Genomic DNA, 16295 nt, shown 5'->3' on the forward strand with positions numbered 1-16295 from the left:
CGATTTGGAAGTTTAAGCAGGATATTTGTCATGCCTCATTTTACTATTCCTGATTGCGCTGTCTACAAGATTACTCATCCGGTATCACACAGGCAAATATGTTTGGCATCAGTTAGGTTTGATCGCGACTGCGGCTATGCATTGCCCATTCCCAGTGAAGAATGAGATAGCGCGTGCCGTTTCTTCTGTCAGATTATCGCCGGCGGTTGAACACCATTCGTTTGTGTTAGCATCCACTGCCGCCCTTTCTGTAAGACCAGACCATGCGGCCCCGCCTGCATCGTTAGCTACTGCTGCGGCCATGGCCCCGCCGCCCGATGGTACATCTACGGATGCGCTGGAGCCTGTGCTGCTGGTTTTTGTGTCTGACCTTGGGTCTACAGCAGAACTCTGGAAGACAAAAACCTGCAAAGCGCACCCGCGCCTTGACGTAGAAAATGTAATCGATACATTCGCAGTTGAGCCGGTAGGAACCTTCCAAAACCCGACGCCAGACGAATTGCCGTTAGCGTCAGGCGTCGAAATTTCAGTTAAATAGTCGTAAGTAACGCCTCCGAGTGTAAACGCTGTTGTTGTGGCAACGTTCCTGTGAGACGCATAAGCAACAGCGACCCATCGGTTGGCGGACGGTGAACCAATATCCGCCGACGAAATCGTATAGTTTGCTAGGTCTGACGCGTTTTCTGTTTTTGATTTAACTTCAAGGCTCACAGCCGTAACGCCGCCTACAACTGGCTGCGTCATCACTCCAATCGCCGCAAACATCAGCTGTACCCCTGTCCTGGTGCAAACATTCTGATCGTGGTGCCATCGAAGGAGAAGCCGGAAATCACATCCACGGCGTTCGCAGCAGTCGAAAGCGTGGGAGCTGTGCCGCCGGCAAACTGATAGGCCGTCCCCCAAGCGGCGGTACGTCCGCCTGTGGCATCCTGCTTGAGCTCGAACAGATAGGCCGCACCGGCTGTGATCGTCGTCATATTGGCGATCGTCCGATTTCCGCCCAGCGTCACCTGCATGGCGTTCTTCGTGCCGGTCGGGGTGATCGTTACGCCATCTGTCAGTGTTTCAACGCTCGACGACTGCAGGGCGGAGTAGGTTTGAGCGATATCCGTCTTTGCAGTGTCGGCATCATAGGCCTGCACCGAAACCCCGACTGCCGTTGTGATCCTTGCATCAGCCGCCGTGCTGAAATCTGACACCGTTGAGGCGGCCTGCGTGCCAGTATGGTTGGCCCTTGCAACAAGTGCAGCATCTGAGGAATTGGCCGTAGCACCGCTGGCAACGCCCGACAATTTCGTAAATTGAGCATCCGTGAAAGCGTTTGCTTCTGCCTCATAGGACGCTTTGATTTCCGCCCCTGTCTGATCCGCAGTTGCCGCCGTTTCTATCCCGGCCAATTTGGTAAACTGCACATCGGTGAACGCATTGGCTTCGGCTTCGTAAGCCGCCTTTATCTGGGCCCCTGTCTGGTCAGCCGTTGCACCGGTTTCAATGCCAGTCAGCTTGGTACGCTCTGCGGCTGTCAGTATCCTGGTGGTTGCCCCCTCAACCATATTGTCCATAGCGAAGGCGTTACCGGCAACAGATGTCGGGTCATAGGTCACCGTCAGCATATCACCGCCACCCGATGCAAGCGCCGCAACGGCCGCGGCGACTTTTGCCGGGCTCACCGCGCTTTCAGCTGTGCCAACACCGGCTTCCCAAACGCCTGTCGATTGCGCCGATGCTGTCATCCTGGCATCGGCTGCGCTGGCAAAATCCGTGACATCAGAGGCCGTATGGGTATGCACAGAAGGCGGGAAAGACGCTGGAACACCGGTCAGGCCAGTCCATGGCGCCACGTCGGCAGCGTCTGCCGCATTCACCTTGCCATCCGCATTGCTGTCATAGGCGGATTTCAGCATGTCGCCGACGCTCGCTCCCGACGCAATATAGCTTGCATCCGCATAGGTCTTTGTCACCGCGTCCTGTGCTGCTGTGGGATCAGCCACATTGCCGATGCGGTTTGACCTGGCATCAAACTGGCCGGAGTCGTCAAGAGCGCTGTCGGGCAAGGTCAGAGCGCGCGTCAGCTTGTGCCAGATCCGGTAAATCTGCCGCACAATCGTATCGAGCGCGCCTTCAAACCCCTCAGCCCTGAAGGTGTTGATGGTGGTCAGGTCCGTGTTCTGCGCCAGCGGTTCTTCGCGGACGATGGTCACGCGAACTCCGGCGGCAGGTGCCGCCAGAAAGGTCACTGTGGCAATCTGTGCGGCAATCGAGACCGAATAGTCGGTGGCAATGGTCTGCGGCGTGTCATCCAGATACACCGCCAGATCGGCTGCATTCAGCACATTCACATTTGACATGGCAAAGGCAACCGAAACCGCGTCCCCGACCCATTGTTGAAAATTCTTGGCTACATTCTCTGTCATTGGCTTTCCCATAAAAAAAGGCCCGTCCAAGCGAGCCATGGTTTGCAGATCTATGTGCAGGCGTTTCAGCAGAAACACCGCGCCTCCTTCAACGATGCTGATAGGTTTCTGCAACCATCATGAAAATCCGCGTCCAAGGCTGGCAGCGGATCCGATAATTGGTGAAAACAAGGCCAGCCCGGCACCGCTTGACTGACTTCTTGCATTGAATCGCTGCTGCCGCGACTGCAGTTCCAGATTGTTGGCCGGAATCTGCCCGCTATAGCGGATCGCCTGCAAATCCTCCACCATCCGGGCTCGCCATAGGCTGCCTGGTTCTGCTTGTATTCGCTATTGCATTTCTTTCAATTTACTATTGCAATTCCCGTTATGTATATTAAATTATACGAATGATCGAGATAGTCCAAACAAAGACATTCGCCAAGTGGCATGACGGTCTGAAAGACAAACGCGGCGCTGCAAAAATCTCTCAGCGTCTTGTTCGGGTTCAGTCCGGCCTTGTAGGCGATGTGAAATTCTTTGATGGTATCGGTGAACTCAAAATAGATTACGGCCCTGGATACCGGGTTTATTTCGTTAAGCAGGGCAGCCTCATAATCGTCTTGCTGAATGGTGGCGACAAGAAGTCTCAGAAACGGGACATCACCAAAGCCAGGGAAATGGCAAAGGAGCTTGAAGATGGCAATTGAAACAGTCCCATTTGATGCCGCAAAACATCTTGGCGAGCATGCAGATCAGATCGAACTAATCTCTGATGCCATGGCAACCGGCGACCCTGAATATATCAAAAACGCCCTTAACGTTGTCGCCCGTGCCCGTGGTATGACCAGCATTGCCCAGAGCGCGGGCGTAAGCCGTGATACGCTATATAAAGCGCTATCAGGCAAAGGCGATCCTAGAATGTCCACACTTACCGGCGTTTTGAAAGCCCTTGGGCTGCGCATGTCAGTTGAAGCTGACCCGCCATCATGAAAATCCCCGTCCAAGGCTGGCAGCGGATCCGATGATTGGCGAAAACAATGCCAGCCCGGCGCCGCTTGACTGGGTTCTTGCATTATACCGCTGCTGCCGCGCCTGCAATTCCAGATTATTGGCCTGAATCTGTCCGCTATAGCGGATCGCCTGCAAATCCAGATCTTCTTCTGCCGCCGTATCCTCAATAAAATCGAGAGTCGATCCGCCCAGCTGAAAACCGCTGGCGCTTGCAGATGCAACCTGCTTGGCCGCAAGCCGCCCGGCTTGTTGCTGATGCCGGATGCCTTCATATGAAGTCTTGTCACGTTCCAGCATCGCCTGCCGTTTCAGCAAATCGGCATTGGCTCTGGATTGCGCCGCCATGGCGCGCTGCTGCTGGTATCCTGAGACACCCTGCATGACACCCCCGGCCAGCGTTGCCACAGCGCCGATGGCTGCTAAAGGTCCGCACATTAAGGTTCTCCTTCCACACCCAGCAACACAGCACGTATGGTCGCCGGATACATTGCATTCGTTTCAAAAAGACAGGCGCCGCCATTGCGCCAGCTGTCCTGGCTGGGCACGGCGAAAATCCCGCTGCTAAGCGGCTGCGCGCTGTCCAGATTGGTGGTCATCGTCCGCGCGGTTACATCTTCCAGGCGGCTTTCGGTGCCAGCGCGCAAAGCCGCAGATTCAAACACATCCAGCCCTACTGAACTGATTGTCTTGCGTCGGCCAAGTGCGCTGCCATCCTGATTGCCGGCCTGCGGCATTCGCAGTGTTTTCCCAGAAGAGCGGTAGCGCAGGCCGGCAGTAATTGTGGAGGCTGTCACGCTGCCGGGCAGAACCAGGGTTCCTCCGCTCACTGCAATGTCGCCAACATCAATCCCGTCAGCAAGAACCCCAATTCTCTCGCCCTCCAGATGATCAAGTCCGGAAACCGACGAAACGGCCGGTCCGCTGTAGCGCAGCGCACTGTCCGCAAACACCCCGGTCTCCACCGCGTCGCCATCATCCCAGCTACTGAAATATTCAATGTAGCGCACCGGATTGCCGTCAATTGTCCGGCGCACCACCAGCCAGGTCTTATCCTCCGTTTCGGTCGAAATGGTCTGGATAGATTCCACCACGCCAAATTCATCAGCCGTACCCCCGGCGATCCGGAACGGGGTCATGCCCGCTACCTGTTGCGCTTTTTCAAGGGTTGTGACAGCAAGCTGACCATCCTCGGTCAACGCATAAAGCAGACCTTCCGGGGATGCCTGCCAACTCATCTCGCTGATCTTGGATTTCAGCAGATGATTGGACAGGATCGACAGTTCCGGCGTGCGGTAGCCATTGACGTTGAAATCATAGAAGAACTCGTGGATGGATTTTCGCGCCGCTTCGACAAAAAAAGCCGTCTCACCCACAAAGACCGGCTCCACACTGGCACATTTTTCCTGGGTTTCACGGCGCTGGCGCTTGTTTTCATTGGTAATCGCGCTGTTGCCGTCATTCGCGCGGATCGAGCGTGTCGCACCGGTGGTACCAACCAGCAGATCAAACCCTTCGGCGACCCATTGGATCTGGTTCAACTGCCCGCCATTCATGGTCATGTTCAGCGCATCAGTGTCTTCCGCCGGGAAGCTTACCCCCATATTGTCATAGTCGCCGATCTGGGTGGACCAAAGCGTGCGCGGAAATGACGATGATGCGGCAAAGGTCAGCCGGTCCTCGAAAAACGCGATCTGCTGCGGCCAGCCCAATTCATCAGACCATTGCGACAAGCGCCAGCGGCTGAAGGAATCCGTATCAGGCAGACAACGGCCATACATGCGCACCAGAATTTGTGTTGTGGACACGACGGAAGTTATTCGGCACCAGCGTTTCAGCCCGTCCGATCCGGTCACCTGAAGGGTGCGCCCGGCATCGCTGGATTGAAATCCGGTATCATCATTTATCCCGTCCACCGAGGACGCGGTAATTGCAAACGGCGTCTGGTCGTCACCCGCCCGGTTGATGAACCATTCGGCAAATTCCTTGTCGGTGGCCGCCTCCGCCGCCACAATCGTTATTCGGTAATAGCGGAAGGCAATCGAATTATCGAAATCATAATGCCGGATTTCATGGCGGCCCCATCCGGTCTCATTCGAGCGGCTGTCCAGCGCAACCCATGTTGTATTATTGTTTGAACCGTGCAGCTTGAACTCGCTGGGCGTCTTTTGCGGCGCTCCGTCCGTGGATTGAATGCTGTAGGAATCGCTGACTTCAGCATTGCCAATACCCAGGTCGATTTTGATGGTTGAAACCGTGCCGCCGGCCTGGCTCCATTTCGTCTTCGGATCAAGATCAAACAGATTGTTTTCACCGGCCCCGCTCGAGCTGTAGGTTCCGGCGGATAACACATTTCGGCCGCTTGGTGTCAGCACCGTCTGGCCGTCATGGGCATCAAGATAGGGACCGTCCTTCGCCACATAGTCCGCAAAAGCCCAGTTCGTCTCCGACATGCGTTGCAGTATTTTCGGCGCATAGCCGTCACACACCAGATAAAGCTCATCTCCGGCGCTGACACCTCTGATTTTCGCCAGATCGGCCTCAAGATAGGGTGTCGCGACCTCCACAGGAACCGTTGCAACTTCAACCCGTCCACCATTGGTCCAGAACCGGATATAGGTTTCGCCGAACTCGAGAACATAGCTTTGCGAGGTGGAAAACTCGAATGGCAGCAGGCGGACCCGTTTGTTGTGATCCTTGACCGCCCCGGCAAACAGCGTGCCCACGCGCCGCCGCAATCCGCCCTGTTTCAACACCTGCCAGTTCAGCGCACGGACAAGCCCGGCCCGATAGTGATCCAGATCCGTGCGGCCATGTAGCCTGGGGCCAAGCTCGCCGCGGGTGAAATTGGCCTGAATAGGATAAACACTCATCAGCCTGTATTTCCTTGAAATATGTATGAAAGAAAAAGGCCCGCCGAAGCGAGCCTTAATGGTCAATTTTTCCTGGTAAATTACGTCTATTCAATTGCTGGTTTTGGTAAAACGAACTTCGAACAGTGTGAACTGTTTGGTTTTCGGTTGTGAGGATCAGGGTTCGGCGACGGAGTGGCCTACTGCGGATCTGGCGTCTTCCGGTGGCGTGAAGCTGATTTTCAGGCGTCCTAGCAGGAATTTTTTGTCGCCGTATTGCATGACAGCGCGGACGAAGCCGGATTCTTTAAACCTGACATCCGAGAGCCCAATGGAAGCCCTTGCCACCATCGGCGCATGGGGGAACTGGGACATGTCGTCGGCTTTCTCGGCTTTACCGAAAGCTTCTTCCGGCACCTCAAAATCAAACGTGACAACAGGCTCATCCTTACCGGGAAAATATATCTGTAGTTCCCTGACCTTGTCCGGCGGGTCGATGGGGTCGAACATGGCGGTCGCAATGATGGTAAAATACGGAGTCTGAAAATCTTCCGGTTTTTTGTGGATGATATAATCGCCTCCGGTGTAGACCCCAATATAGAAATCCTTGCCATTGGCCTCGCGGCGGACTTCATCACAGAACACCGCGTATCCTTCGCCAAAGTCCATTTATGTTCCCTCCGACACCAATTCCACTCTCTGACGGTGCAGGGCTGGCGCCGGATCGGATGATGTGGAGGGTGAATGGCGCGGGGGTTCGTGGTGTCCGGGCTGCGGCAACCCTTCGACGAGCATGTGCGACACGAATTTGGTTTCGGCATCATCATGCAACCAGGCTTGAGTGTCAAAATTTGCCTTTTGGTCCTCGTCCTCACTGAACAAGCGTATATCGAGCTGTTTTCCGGTGATGGCCAGAAACAGATCACTCAGAGTGTCGAGGGTGATGTTGTTTGGCGCGCCCAATATGCGAGAGAGTTGCGACTTGTCCTTGCCGGTGCGGCGGCAGATTTCAACCTGCGAGAGTTCCGCCGCGCGGATTTCCTTGTGCAGCAGATTAAATGCCCGGTTGCGCAGATTCTGGCGAGCGTAGCCCAAGAGACCAAGTTTGACCCGGCCCTTTTCGTTAAACATCAACTGTGTTTTCGGTAATGTAGTCACTGGAACGCTCTCCTGAATGTCTTAAATAGCTGTCGAATGACAGGCGCCACTTGGTTTTGGCACGTTGTATGAATTTCTTCCACAAGGGCATGTCGATGCCGGTGTCCAGATTCTCCCTGAATTCGTATTCTAGGGCGATGAACACGTCAGGCATGGCAAAGCCGCCAAGCACGCGCAGGCTGGCATTGGGGTCGACGACGCGGATGTCCCAAATCTCGTCTTCTGCGGGATCTGTCTTTGCCCATAAGGCACTCCTGTTTTTCCGGTACGGGTTCATGGCCACTGTGATTAAACCGCCGTGAACGTAGTTTTCGAGGATGGCGCGCAAGTACCCGAAGCGGAGCCCTTCAGCATCATCCGTGTCGAGCGACTCGCGCAGCCGCCTGTCGATTTCTTCGTGGACAAACATGTGCCGCTGGGTGCGTTTTGAATGATCTTCCGGACAGAACACCACCAAACGACCTTGTCTGACCTCGCTCTTTATCACATCCTTAATTGACATATATGTCAACTTAACACTGAGAAAAGGTTAATTTCAGGTAATACGCTGCGGGCGACGCTTGCTGGCGAGCCGATACAGGGCGCTGCGACATAATCTTTCGCGGTTCTGTCACGATGTCCAGCGGGCAAGGTAGCGGCCGAACACAAACAGATCTTCCCGATTGCGTTCATAGGGGGAGTGTTTTGGATAGTCGGACATGATGCGCACCAGGCCGTCGCCGCTGTCTAGCAGGCGCACTATTTTATAATCCATGAATCACCCCCCCCCTGAAGGAACATAGGGTATTTAGTTTTTGTTGGAAACGAGTTTCCACCTTGGAATGCGCGCTGCGCGTATCTTGCCCGCACTCAATCAGTGATGGAGGCAAATATGTTTGGCGTTCCGAAATGCGGTCATTGCGATCCTCGAAAGTTTTATTCACAGGACTCCCCTTCACCGAAAATCTGCAATAGCCTGCGTCCCAATCATCTTTGGGAGTTTGTTATGGTTGCCGGTATTGATCTGGCTATTACGTCAATAAAAGCCACTACGGAGGCTGTCAAAGCTGTAATTGGGCTGAGGGACAAGGCAAAAATCGACGCAGCACTTCAAGATATCAACGCCAAATTACTCGCAACGCAAGGCATCATGCTTACCGCATATGAGGAACGCAGAGCGCTCTTGGCACAGGTAGAGGAACTTGAAAAGGCGCGTATGCAAGTGGAAAACTGGAAACGAGAGGCGGCACGCTATCAGCTTAAACAAATCCCCCCGACTGTTCTTGTTTACGCGCTCAAGAAACCTGTGCAAGGCGGCGAGCCGGAACATTATATATGCCCCAATTGCTATAACGATAGAAAGAAATCTCTGCTCCATAGGAAACCCTCAGCTTCTGGCGGTGAAATTATTAAATGTGATAATTGTAGTTATGAGCAACGCATAGGTGTGGCGAAGCCATTTAGTCGGCCCAATGTCGGCTATAAAGATGACGGCGGGTGGATGTAGCCTCCACTGGCCGATCGTGTAGAAAAGGGACTTTTGCTTTTCTCGATCCGCCGACGGTGTGATTTGGCTTAATCATCAGCCGCGCACCCGAATAACATTGTTCTGATCCAGATCTTCCTGGAATTGCTCAAGCGCATCGATCCGCCGCGCCTCGCGCAGTGTCTGCTGATACATCCGGTCCGCTATCTCGGCATGTGAGCTCTTGCCGGTCAGCCAGTGCGCCAGTTTTGCTGCCAGCCTGGCCACCACTACGTCAACGAACAGCGGATCCCACAGGCCGGTGGTCGTCACCCGTTTGATATAGCGCAATTTCAAAGGCGCGCCCGCATCCGACAGAATGGCATCTGCTTCCAGCTCATAGGCAATCAGCGCGCCGTTCAGCGCGCCGTTCTGGCGCAGCGCCAGCATCCGCAGGCAATCACCCGGCAACTCGTATTTATGCGCCCATCGCCAGGCCGGAGCCTGGGCGCTGGCCGCAATCTGCGCCCGCGCAAGCGCAAAGTTCCAGGCGAATTTGCGCAATTCGCTGTCCCGGACCTGTGCGAAATTGCGCGAGAACCACAACCGCACACTTGTATCCTCGACAGGCGAGGAAACAGGTGCTTCGTGAAGCAGGTCCAGAGCCATGTTCCAGATGTCGATTTCAGCTACACTTGTAGGCATCTGCTAGCCATCCTTTCCGGCAATCAGCCCCTGCAGATCGTCGATCTGCGCCTGCAGAGCGGCAAAACCGGTCTGCGCCGGTTGGTTCGGACCGGCAGCGTCATCAAGCACCGCTCTGATCGGCGGCAAGGCAGCGATCAGCGCGTTGCGTCGGTCGCGTTTCCAATCGGTCTTGCCGGTCAGGTCCTGCAACGCAGCGGTGCCCTCAGCCACGCGTCGGAAATGGGCAGCGCGGGCGGTATCGGTTTCGCGCGCGATCAGGCTCGTCAACTCCGCTTTTGGAAGGCCGGAGGTGGATGATTTGGCCATTTTCGTTTCTCCATGAAAAAGGGGCCGGCAAAAGTGCCGGCCCCGATGGTCCCGATCAATCGGGCGCAGCCATCTGGCTGCTGGTATATGGACGTCAGGCGTTGACAACCAGTTGCGCCATACGGATGTTCTTGCGGTTGTAGACCCGGTCCCAATTGGCCGCATCTTCCAGTTCGCTCCAGCTTGGCGACAGGGCAGCAACGCCCACATTGGTGAATTTCACCCCGCGCGGATGCAGCAGGGCGTGACGCCGTGTATGCACTGTGTCCTGTCCGCCGCCATTGCCGACAGCCGGTTCGCGGTCGGTTTCAAACGCCACCAGATCGGCTCCGGCACCATCGGTGAAGGCAAACGCGCCCCGACCGAACAGATAGCAGGTATAGGCCGGGGAATTGACCCCCACTGTCACCGGCATACGGTCATCAACAATTACTTCCATGCCCTGGAACATGGCAATTTCCGTCGACTCGGAAGGCTTGATGAAATCAATCTCATCATTGTCCGCCATATTCACATAGACCGCCGAATGAACTGCAATCGCGGCAAATTCATCCATGTAATCGCCCATCGTCACCCGTGCCCGGCGCACAGCCGCACCGGAGATGCGGTTGGCAGGTGTCAGGGACCCGGCCACCACGTCAGAATAGATGCGATAGCTCATATCATCGGCATCATTCGTCAGATTGTCGGCAAACACACCCTTTGTCGAAGCGATCAGGGCACCCTGCTCGGCAGATTCCCACCATGTCGCCATCCGGCTCAGAATCTGCTGGACCGGGTCTTTCGCCCGTCCGGTCGCCATCATGCCGGCGACATCCATGCTGGACCAGGATTTGTGCCAGAAGTGCTTGACGGCCTGATCCTTGTCGGCCGTCACCTTGTCCGGCGTAGCGCTGACGGCGGGATTGTCGGACATGATATCCGGCTCACCGCGTCCCAGATCATCCCAGAACGGCATATTGATGATGGTGCCACCGGCATTCATCTGGCTCTGCACATTCTCAGGGGGCGGGACGACAATACCGGAGCGGAGCAAACGATTTCGCTCCGGGTAATCTTCCTGCATGTAGTTGAGATAGACCTCAGGCGTGATGAGGTCGGCAATTTGTGTTTGTGCCATGTCTTAAGTCTCCACAATTAAAGGCCCCAATTGGCCGGGTCTCTGCCCGCCGCCAGAATGAGAGCCTTTGCGCGTCTTGGATCGTTGCGCTGAAGTTCAGATTGTGTTGTGAGATTCTGGCTTTCCCTGGCAAAGGGGTTATCGGCAGCGCCGCTCCCCCCTGTTGTCAGACCGCCCGATGAGTTGAACAGTTCCCGCCCCACATTGGCCATCGCCTTGGCAATGGCCGGGTTGAGAATAATGCCCTGCGGCCCCAGCATGCCGGCCGTTTCAAAGCCTTCCAGAAGCGTGTCACCACCCAATTCGCGAATAGCCCTGTCGGCCAGGGCCACCTGTTCATTGAATTGTGGCGTTCCCTGCTTGGCACCCCAGTCTTTTTCAAGCTGAGATGTTGCAGCACTTGTGCGCTCTTCCAATTGGGCAATATGGCTGTCCAGTCCGGACTGATAACCATCAACCGTCTTGCCGACATAAAAGTCATGAAGACCTTTGGCCTGTTCAGCCGTAATGCCGTATTTATGCGCGACGCCTTTGAATTCATCCGCAAACGCTGCATCATAGGGCAGATCGTCGGGCATGTCGGTTGGCGGTGTCAGTTCATAGCCCGACACATCCTGCGGGCGGCCAAGACGCTCAAAATAAGCGTCCCGTTCAGTCTCACTTGCGTCCGGCCCGGGTTTTTGAAACGATTTCCCGATCATACTTTCGGAATGTCGTGCCATCTTCACCAGGCTTTCAACATCTTTCACTCCTGCTGTTTCAATCCATTCGCGGCTGCCTTCATCGTGAAGACCGTCGAATGGATGCGCAGCACCTGCAGCGGTCGCAGATCCGTTGTCACCGCTTGTGCTGTTTGGAGAACTGCCCTGCCCGGCCGCGCCGGAAGCTGTTTCGTCCATCATAAGTCACCCTCTTCTGTGTTGGTGAGTTGTTCCTGCCTTGCCGCATCCTCCAGCTGTTGCTGAAGTTCACGGGGCATCCGCAGATGGTGCAGAATTCGCGCCATGACGAACCGCTTGCCCTCTGCAAATCTCAATTCCGCCTCCGGCGTATCAGCCGGAGAAACACGGTAATATCCTGTCGAATTCGCCAGATCCGTGAGAACCAGATCCCGGTCCATCTGGGTCGCGCCGCCTGCCACCAGAACCCGTTTATAGGCACCGGCCAACAACAGCCGCGCAGCCGCGCTTCTGCGCAGGCCGCATGCAAAAAGTGCACGCAATCTGATCATGATTTATCCCGTCGGAAAAATTGCAAAAATACGGCCAAACCTGAAGTCAGTCAGCCCTGTTGTGCCCTGAAGGTGTCACCTGACTGCCGCCGAACCGGCCCAGACTATAGGCAATCACATCATCGGCGCGCGGCCCGAAGCTTTGCTGCAGCTCTGCATAATGCTGCCTGATTTCAGCTTCACGGCTGCGCCGGTCCGGCGTGGCGGCTCCGCTGGCAAGCGGCGTTTCAAACCGCGCCGCTACTTGTTTCGCCCAGCTTTGCGGGATCGGCTCAATGTTTGCTTCTGCCGTGCCGATCTCGCGCTGCGCCGCCTCCAGATAAAACAGAAACGCAGCCATCTCTTCCCCGTCAACAGCAGCCCCGGCATCAAAGCTGGTATCAAAGCTGGCATCAAACTGTGCTTTGCGTTTCGCCAGGTCGGCAGACAGCAACACAGCGTCAGACGGCTTGGTCCGGCGCATCTGCAAAATGTCTCTGGCGCGTGCGGCGGCGGCCGCCAGCACTTTGGGCGTTATCAACTCTGCAAGTTTCTCATGCGGCGCTTTAATTTCTGCCGTTCCATCAGCAATCCCCTGCAGATCGGCATTTTGCATCAGATGCAGACCGGTTGTTGCATGGGAAAGCAGGCCTGCTTCCAGCCGCTCATCGACAAAACTCTGATAGGCCTCTTCGCCAAGCACATCACGCACAGCTTTGGGATAGCCCGCCTCTTTCCACACACTCGACAGCTTGCCCGCTTTCAGATCGGCAAGGTCCTGCGCCATCTTGCGCTGCACCTCCATGCGCTCGATCATCGCTGCTTCGGCCGCATCCGTCTCCTTGCGGCCCTTGTGCGCCACAAACTCCGCCGCCAGCACCAGCCGCTCATCATCGGCCATACCCTTCAACACACCTTGCCTCACCGGCGTCAGCTGCGGCCGCGGCCGCGGTACCGGCACTACAACAGGTTCCTGTTCGTTGTTTGTTCCATTAACCTTATCATTTTGAACAATGACGGTTTCATCGCCTGTACTTGCCGTTCCAATCGATCCAGCGATAACGGGCTCAACCAGCCACGATTGCGCCTCCAGTTTTCTGCGCACACCGTCAGGCAGCAGGTCTGTGTCCGGACCTAACGTGTTGTCAAAGCCGGCACTCCGGTGGCGGGCTGCAACCAGCGTGTGCGCTCCATTCACGCGATCATATGCGGTTCTCCCCTGCAAACCGGTCCTTATCTGATCAGACCCATCCTCTGCCCCGCTCCCAGCCTGAGGCGCATCATTCGTCTGCCCATAATAGGAGCCCATATCGAAGGCTTGAAAGTCACCATTCCTGTCAACAAAGCCCCACGGCCCTGTCTGCGAATTGAGCCGGCTTAAATCCAGCTTGCTTTTTGGAATGGCCAAACCTTCAACATTCAGGTCATTTGCGTCGGAATAGTCTTCAAAGAACTCAATGATATCGTCGATGATAATCGTTTCGCCATTTGCCTGCCGGGATTGGATTTCCCTGACAAGATAGGACGCGAATTCCCTGCCCGCCGCATCTCCCAGATAACTGCCGACAAAAACGCTGACTATTGCCAGCGGCACCCCGATCACAGCACCAATTCCGGTGGCGGAAATCGCTGCGCCGGCCGCCAGTCCGGCTGCGGCACCACCCACGGAGGAGCCACCAATGCCGCCAATATACTCGCCAAGCAGCAGTTCGGCTTTATCGGCCTTGTGGTTCTTGATCAGATCAACAGCTTTTTCGACAACTTGAGTAAATTCTGCCACATCGCCGATAATGCCGATTCCACGCAACACATTACCGGCATTTGGCCTGGCGAGAAAATTCTGGCGGCCACCGGACCCGGAATCCGGGCCATTGCCTGCTTGTCCGGATTGCCCGGCTTTTGATGCTCTTCGTGCCTCTCGTTCCGCATTCACCCGGTCCTTATTTTCCTCTCGGAAAACGGGATCCTCATTACGCGGATCCGGATAATCTCCAGTCTTCCACACAATGGTGGATTCTTTCACTTGACGGGCGGTTTCTCCTCTATCGCGAAACTCAGCCGAAATAGAATCCATCACATCAAGGTTTGCCCGAATGCGCGATGTATAAGCATTATAGTTTTCGTTGGTGATGCGGCCTTCCAGCAATTCCGCTCGCAAGAACCCGAACACACCGCGATGTGGCAACAGAATGTTGTTACCGGCGCGCATGCTCTCGTCCCTGAAATAATTCACCAGACCACGGTCGCCGGAGGCAAGCTGAACCTGACGATCCGGATGCTGCTTCAACATGTTTTTCAGATGCAGCCTGATTGACGCGTCGCCAATCCCGTCCCCGGTTCCGGCTTTCGTATAGGGCGTATCCCTGTTGGGGTACGCTTTATTTAGGTCCCTAGCCGTAATTTTGGGAGTATCTATGCGAGACCTGTTTTTCTTCCTCCATGCCCTGAATTCATTGCCGTACTTCGAATTCTTCATTTCCTCCAGGATAATTGTGGTTACGATCAAGGTATCGCCCCGGCTGATAAGTCGGTCCCACGCCCTTTGGCCGCCGCCGGCATAAATCTGCTGAAGAAAATTCGTATCGGCATAAATATAGGTTTTGCGTCTCGTCACCGGGATGTGATTGGCCATGAAAATGCGCTCACTTGTCGTCAAGTGTGGACAGAACGGAATTTTGCGGAAATCGGGAAAGAATGCGACCTAGGCGGCTGTCTCCCCGTCGTCATAGACGATGCCTTCAGTAAGCAGCGCCGCTCGAAGCTTCGGGTCATCGACACCGCTATAGACACCGTGTACCAAGCGTCTCATATGGCCTGTGGCTTCATCGACCGCCGTTGTCTCGTTGCCGTATTTGTAATCCAGATAGTTGCTGTACCACATCAACAGGAAGCTTTCTTCCGGCCCGATCTGCCCGTCCATCGGCGCACTGCTCCAGGCGGCAACGACCTCCGGCCGGCTGACTATTTCCTGCATGATTGTCAACACAAGGCTTAATGGTGCCGGTGGAGTATCCGACAGCAAGCGGGAGGACAGGTCCAGATTGGAAGCTTCTTCCAACGCGTCAATATCGTTGAACCACTGATACTGGTCCAGTTCGGTAAACATGCTTTTGTCGGTCATGGCAGAACCCCTTCGTCAAATACACATCTGCATCAGGCAGCAATTCCTTAGGCCGATGTCACGCCGTCATCATAGACGTCAATATCAGCAAGCAGCGCCGCCCGAAGCTTCGGGTCGTCCACACCGCTATAGACACCATTTACCAGGAGCCTCATATGGCTTGTAGCTTCATCCACGGCCATTGTCTCGTTGCCGTATTTGTAATCCAGATAGTCATTGTACCACCTTAACAGGAAGCTTTCTTCCGGCCCGATCTGCCCGTCCAGCGGTGCGCTGCTCCAGGCGGCAACGACCTCCGGCCGGGTGACTATCTCCTGCATGATTGTCAGCACAAGACTTAAAGGTGCCGGTGGAATGTCGGCCAGACAGCGTGTGGACAGGTCCAGATTGGAAGCATCTGCCAGATCATCAATCTGGTTGAACCACTGATACTGGTCCAGTTCGGTAAACATGGTTTTATCGGTCATGGCAAAGCTCCTTCATGACATACAGATCTGCATCAGGCAGCAGAGCCTTAGGCGGCTGGCTCTCCATCATCGTAAATGTCGTCATCGGCAATCAGAGCAGCCCGCAACTTCGGATCGTCAGGGCCACTAAAGACACCGTTTGCCAGCTTTCTCATACGGCTTTTGGCCTCATCGACGGCTTGGGTCTCATTGCCATATTTGTAGGTCAGATAATCACTGAACCAAGACAGGAGATAGCTTTCTTCCGGCTCGATCTGCCCATTGACCGGCGCGCTGCCGTAAGCCGCCATGATCTCCGGGCGGCTGGTCATATCTTTGATGATGGTCAGCACGAGGCTCAGTGGAGCCGGTGGAATATCAGTCCACGGACGAACCGAATAATCGACCTTCGCAACCTTTTCCAGATCGTCAATATCGTTGAACCACTGATACTGGTCCATTTCAGTAAACATGCTTTTGTCGGTCATGGCAGAACCCCTTCGTCAAATACACATCTGCATCAGGC

21 protein-coding genes are annotated in these 16295 nt (G+C 55.2%); 3 read left to right on the forward strand and 18 right to left on the reverse strand.

Annotated features, from left to right (window positions below; translation table 11 throughout):
• Positions 1 to 108: 108 nt before the first annotated feature.
• The 3 genes from RAL88_RS04725 to RAL88_RS04735 all read right to left on the reverse strand — a co-directional run bounded on the left by RAL88_RS04725 (position 109) and on the right by RAL88_RS04735 (position 2705).
• On the reverse strand, positions 109 to 765 hold the full coding sequence (locus RAL88_RS04725; RefSeq protein ID WP_306267601.1) for a hypothetical protein: 657 nt from the start codon (positions 763 to 765) through the stop codon (positions 109 to 111).
• The gene (locus RAL88_RS04730) at positions 765 to 2414 is read right to left on the reverse strand and encodes a phage tail fiber protein (protein WP_306267603.1); all 1650 of its coding nucleotides are present in this window, start codon (positions 2412 to 2414) and stop codon (positions 765 to 767) included. The genes RAL88_RS04725 and RAL88_RS04730 overlap by 1 nt, the downstream gene beginning before the upstream one ends.
• Positions 2415 to 2531: 117 nt before the next feature.
• Positions 2532 to 2705: a hypothetical protein gene (locus RAL88_RS04735; RefSeq protein WP_306267605.1), complete on the reverse strand. Its 174-nt coding sequence runs from the start codon at positions 2703 to 2705 to the stop codon at positions 2532 to 2534.
• A gap of 98 nt (positions 2706 to 2803) precedes the next feature.
• Here RAL88_RS04735 and RAL88_RS04740 point away from each other — a divergent pair, with 98 nt between their 5' ends.
• Together RAL88_RS04740 and RAL88_RS04745 are read left to right on the forward strand one after the other, a co-directional pair.
• Positions 2804 to 3103, forward strand: a complete 300-nt coding sequence (locus RAL88_RS04740) for a type II toxin-antitoxin system RelE/ParE family toxin (RefSeq protein ID WP_306267607.1) — start codon at positions 2804 to 2806, stop codon at positions 3101 to 3103.
• Entirely contained in the window at positions 3093 to 3386 is a 294-nt protein-coding gene (locus RAL88_RS04745; RefSeq protein WP_306267609.1) for an addiction module antidote protein, read from the forward strand. Before RAL88_RS04740 ends, RAL88_RS04745 begins: the two co-directional genes overlap by 11 nt.
• Here the strand turns inward: RAL88_RS04745 and RAL88_RS04750 are convergent.
• The 6 genes from RAL88_RS04750 to RAL88_RS04775 all read right to left on the reverse strand — a co-directional run bounded on the left by RAL88_RS04750 (position 3381) and on the right by RAL88_RS04775 (position 8168).
• The gene (locus tag RAL88_RS04750; RefSeq protein ID WP_306267611.1) at positions 3381 to 3842 is read right to left on the reverse strand and encodes a hypothetical protein; all 462 of its coding nucleotides are present in this window, start codon (positions 3840 to 3842) and stop codon (positions 3381 to 3383) included. The genes RAL88_RS04745 and RAL88_RS04750 overlap by 6 nt on opposite strands.
• Positions 3842 to 6277, reverse strand: a complete 2436-nt coding sequence (locus RAL88_RS04755) for a discoidin domain-containing protein (protein WP_306267612.1) — start codon at positions 6275 to 6277, stop codon at positions 3842 to 3844. The genes RAL88_RS04750 and RAL88_RS04755 overlap by 1 nt, the downstream gene beginning before the upstream one ends.
• Before the next feature lie 156 nt (positions 6278 to 6433).
• Complete coding sequence (locus RAL88_RS04760) at positions 6434 to 6925, reverse strand: hypothetical protein (RefSeq protein ID WP_306267614.1); 492 nt, start codon at positions 6923 to 6925, stop codon at positions 6434 to 6436.
• Positions 6926 to 7414: a helix-turn-helix transcriptional regulator gene (locus tag RAL88_RS04765; RefSeq protein ID WP_306267616.1), complete on the reverse strand. Its 489-nt coding sequence runs from the start codon at positions 7412 to 7414 to the stop codon at positions 6926 to 6928.
• Entirely contained in the window at positions 7380 to 7916 is a 537-nt protein-coding gene (locus tag RAL88_RS04770; protein WP_306267617.1) for a hypothetical protein, read from the reverse strand. The genes RAL88_RS04765 and RAL88_RS04770 overlap by 35 nt, the downstream gene beginning before the upstream one ends.
• Positions 7917 to 8024: 108 nt before the next feature.
• Positions 8025 to 8168, reverse strand: coding sequence for a hypothetical protein (locus RAL88_RS04775; protein WP_306267619.1), 144 nt, complete (start codon positions 8166 to 8168; stop codon positions 8025 to 8027).
• A 117-nt stretch (positions 8169 to 8285) separates the two neighbouring features.
• On the opposite strand from RAL88_RS04775, the gene RAL88_RS04780 reads away from it, so the two are divergent.
• Positions 8286 to 8900: a hypothetical protein gene (locus tag RAL88_RS04780; protein ID WP_306267621.1), complete on the forward strand. Its 615-nt coding sequence runs from the start codon at positions 8286 to 8288 to the stop codon at positions 8898 to 8900.
• Between the two features lie 75 nt (positions 8901 to 8975).
• On the opposite strand, the gene RAL88_RS04785 is transcribed toward RAL88_RS04780, so the two are convergent.
• The 9 genes from RAL88_RS04785 to RAL88_RS04825 form a co-directional block, all read right to left on the reverse strand.
• Positions 8976 to 9563 carry a hypothetical protein gene (locus RAL88_RS04785; RefSeq protein WP_306267623.1) on the reverse strand — a complete coding sequence of 196 codons (588 nt, stop codon included), beginning with the start codon at positions 9561 to 9563 and terminating at the stop codon, positions 8976 to 8978.
• Positions 9564 to 9566: 3 nt separating this feature from the next.
• Positions 9567 to 9872, reverse strand: a complete 306-nt coding sequence (locus RAL88_RS04790) for a hypothetical protein (RefSeq protein ID WP_306267624.1) — start codon at positions 9870 to 9872, stop codon at positions 9567 to 9569.
• Positions 9873 to 9966: 94 nt separating this feature from the next.
• On the reverse strand, positions 9967 to 10992 hold the full coding sequence (locus tag RAL88_RS04795) for a hypothetical protein (protein ID WP_306267626.1): 1026 nt from the start codon (positions 10990 to 10992) through the stop codon (positions 9967 to 9969).
• Positions 10993 to 11009: 17 nt separating this feature from the next.
• Positions 11010 to 11894, reverse strand: a complete 885-nt coding sequence (locus tag RAL88_RS04800; protein ID WP_306267628.1) for a hypothetical protein — start codon at positions 11892 to 11894, stop codon at positions 11010 to 11012.
• Complete coding sequence (locus RAL88_RS04805) at positions 11891 to 12223, reverse strand: hypothetical protein (protein WP_306267629.1); 333 nt, start codon at positions 12221 to 12223, stop codon at positions 11891 to 11893. The genes RAL88_RS04800 and RAL88_RS04805 overlap by 4 nt, the downstream gene beginning before the upstream one ends.
• A 46-nt stretch (positions 12224 to 12269) precedes the next feature.
• Positions 12270 to 14834 carry a hypothetical protein gene (locus RAL88_RS04810; protein ID WP_306267631.1) on the reverse strand — a complete coding sequence of 855 codons (2565 nt, stop codon included), beginning with the start codon at positions 14832 to 14834 and terminating at the stop codon, positions 12270 to 12272.
• A 69-nt stretch (positions 14835 to 14903) separates the two neighbouring features.
• Positions 14904 to 15323 carry a hypothetical protein gene (locus RAL88_RS04815; protein WP_306267633.1) on the reverse strand — a complete coding sequence of 140 codons (420 nt, stop codon included), beginning with the start codon at positions 15321 to 15323 and terminating at the stop codon, positions 14904 to 14906.
• 47 nt (positions 15324 to 15370) lie between these two features.
• Positions 15371 to 15790 (reverse strand): hypothetical protein, encoded by a 420-nt coding sequence (locus tag RAL88_RS04820; RefSeq protein ID WP_306267635.1) that lies wholly within the window; start codon positions 15788 to 15790, stop codon positions 15371 to 15373.
• A 47-nt stretch (positions 15791 to 15837) separates the two neighbouring features.
• The gene (locus tag RAL88_RS04825; protein WP_306267637.1) at positions 15838 to 16257 is read right to left on the reverse strand and encodes a hypothetical protein; all 420 of its coding nucleotides are present in this window, start codon (positions 16255 to 16257) and stop codon (positions 15838 to 15840) included.
• Positions 16258 to 16295 lie beyond the last annotated feature (38 nt).

The organism is Pararhizobium sp. IMCC3301 (assembly GCF_030758315.1).
In the GTDB taxonomy this organism is placed as follows: domain Bacteria; phylum Pseudomonadota; class Alphaproteobacteria; order Rhizobiales.

What these genes read in the sequence shown, in the direction of transcription:
- RAL88_RS04725 (WP_306267601.1), bottom strand. Translation starts at nt 765, where the DNA reads ATGTTTGCGGCGATTGGAGTGATGACGCAGCCAGTTGTAGGCGGCGTT.
- RAL88_RS04730 (WP_306267603.1), bottom strand. Translation starts at nt 2,414, where the DNA reads ATGACAGAGAATGTAGCCAAGAATTTTCAACAATGGGTCGGGGACGCG.
- RAL88_RS04735 (WP_306267605.1), bottom strand. Translation starts at nt 2,705, where the DNA reads ATGGTGGAGGATTTGCAGGCGATCCGCTATAGCGGGCAGATTCCGGCC.
- RAL88_RS04740 (WP_306267607.1), top strand. Translation starts at nt 2,804, where the DNA reads ATGATCGAGATAGTCCAAACAAAGACATTCGCCAAGTGGCATGACGGT.
- RAL88_RS04745 (WP_306267609.1), top strand. Translation starts at nt 3,093, where the DNA reads ATGGCAATTGAAACAGTCCCATTTGATGCCGCAAAACATCTTGGCGAG.
- RAL88_RS04750 (WP_306267611.1), bottom strand. Translation starts at nt 3,842, where the DNA reads ATGTGCGGACCTTTAGCAGCCATCGGCGCTGTGGCAACGCTGGCCGGG.
- RAL88_RS04755 (WP_306267612.1), bottom strand. Translation starts at nt 6,277, where the DNA reads ATGAGTGTTTATCCTATTCAGGCCAATTTCACCCGCGGCGAGCTTGGC.
- RAL88_RS04760 (WP_306267614.1), bottom strand. Translation starts at nt 6,925, where the DNA reads ATGGACTTTGGCGAAGGATACGCGGTGTTCTGTGATGAAGTCCGCCGC.
- RAL88_RS04770 (WP_306267617.1), bottom strand. Translation starts at nt 7,916, where the DNA reads ATGTCAATTAAGGATGTGATAAAGAGCGAGGTCAGACAAGGTCGTTTG.
- RAL88_RS04775 (WP_306267619.1), bottom strand. Translation starts at nt 8,168, where the DNA reads ATGGATTATAAAATAGTGCGCCTGCTAGACAGCGGCGACGGCCTGGTG.
- RAL88_RS04780 (WP_306267621.1), top strand. Translation starts at nt 8,286, where the DNA reads ATGTTTGGCGTTCCGAAATGCGGTCATTGCGATCCTCGAAAGTTTTAT.
- RAL88_RS04785 (WP_306267623.1), bottom strand. Translation starts at nt 9,563, where the DNA reads ATGCCTACAAGTGTAGCTGAAATCGACATCTGGAACATGGCTCTGGAC.
- RAL88_RS04790 (WP_306267624.1), bottom strand. Translation starts at nt 9,872, where the DNA reads ATGGCCAAATCATCCACCTCCGGCCTTCCAAAAGCGGAGTTGACGAGC.
- RAL88_RS04795 (WP_306267626.1), bottom strand. Translation starts at nt 10,992, where the DNA reads ATGGCACAAACACAAATTGCCGACCTCATCACGCCTGAGGTCTATCTC.
- RAL88_RS04800 (WP_306267628.1), bottom strand. Translation starts at nt 11,894, where the DNA reads ATGATGGACGAAACAGCTTCCGGCGCGGCCGGGCAGGGCAGTTCTCCA.
- RAL88_RS04805 (WP_306267629.1), bottom strand. Translation starts at nt 12,223, where the DNA reads ATGATCAGATTGCGTGCACTTTTTGCATGCGGCCTGCGCAGAAGCGCG.
- RAL88_RS04810 (WP_306267631.1), bottom strand. Translation starts at nt 14,834, where the DNA reads ATGGCCAATCACATCCCGGTGACGAGACGCAAAACCTATATTTATGCC.
- RAL88_RS04815 (WP_306267633.1), bottom strand. Translation starts at nt 15,323, where the DNA reads ATGACCGACAAAAGCATGTTTACCGAACTGGACCAGTATCAGTGGTTC.
- RAL88_RS04820 (WP_306267635.1), bottom strand. Translation starts at nt 15,790, where the DNA reads ATGACCGATAAAACCATGTTTACCGAACTGGACCAGTATCAGTGGTTC.
- RAL88_RS04825 (WP_306267637.1), bottom strand. Translation starts at nt 16,257, where the DNA reads ATGACCGACAAAAGCATGTTTACTGAAATGGACCAGTATCAGTGGTTC.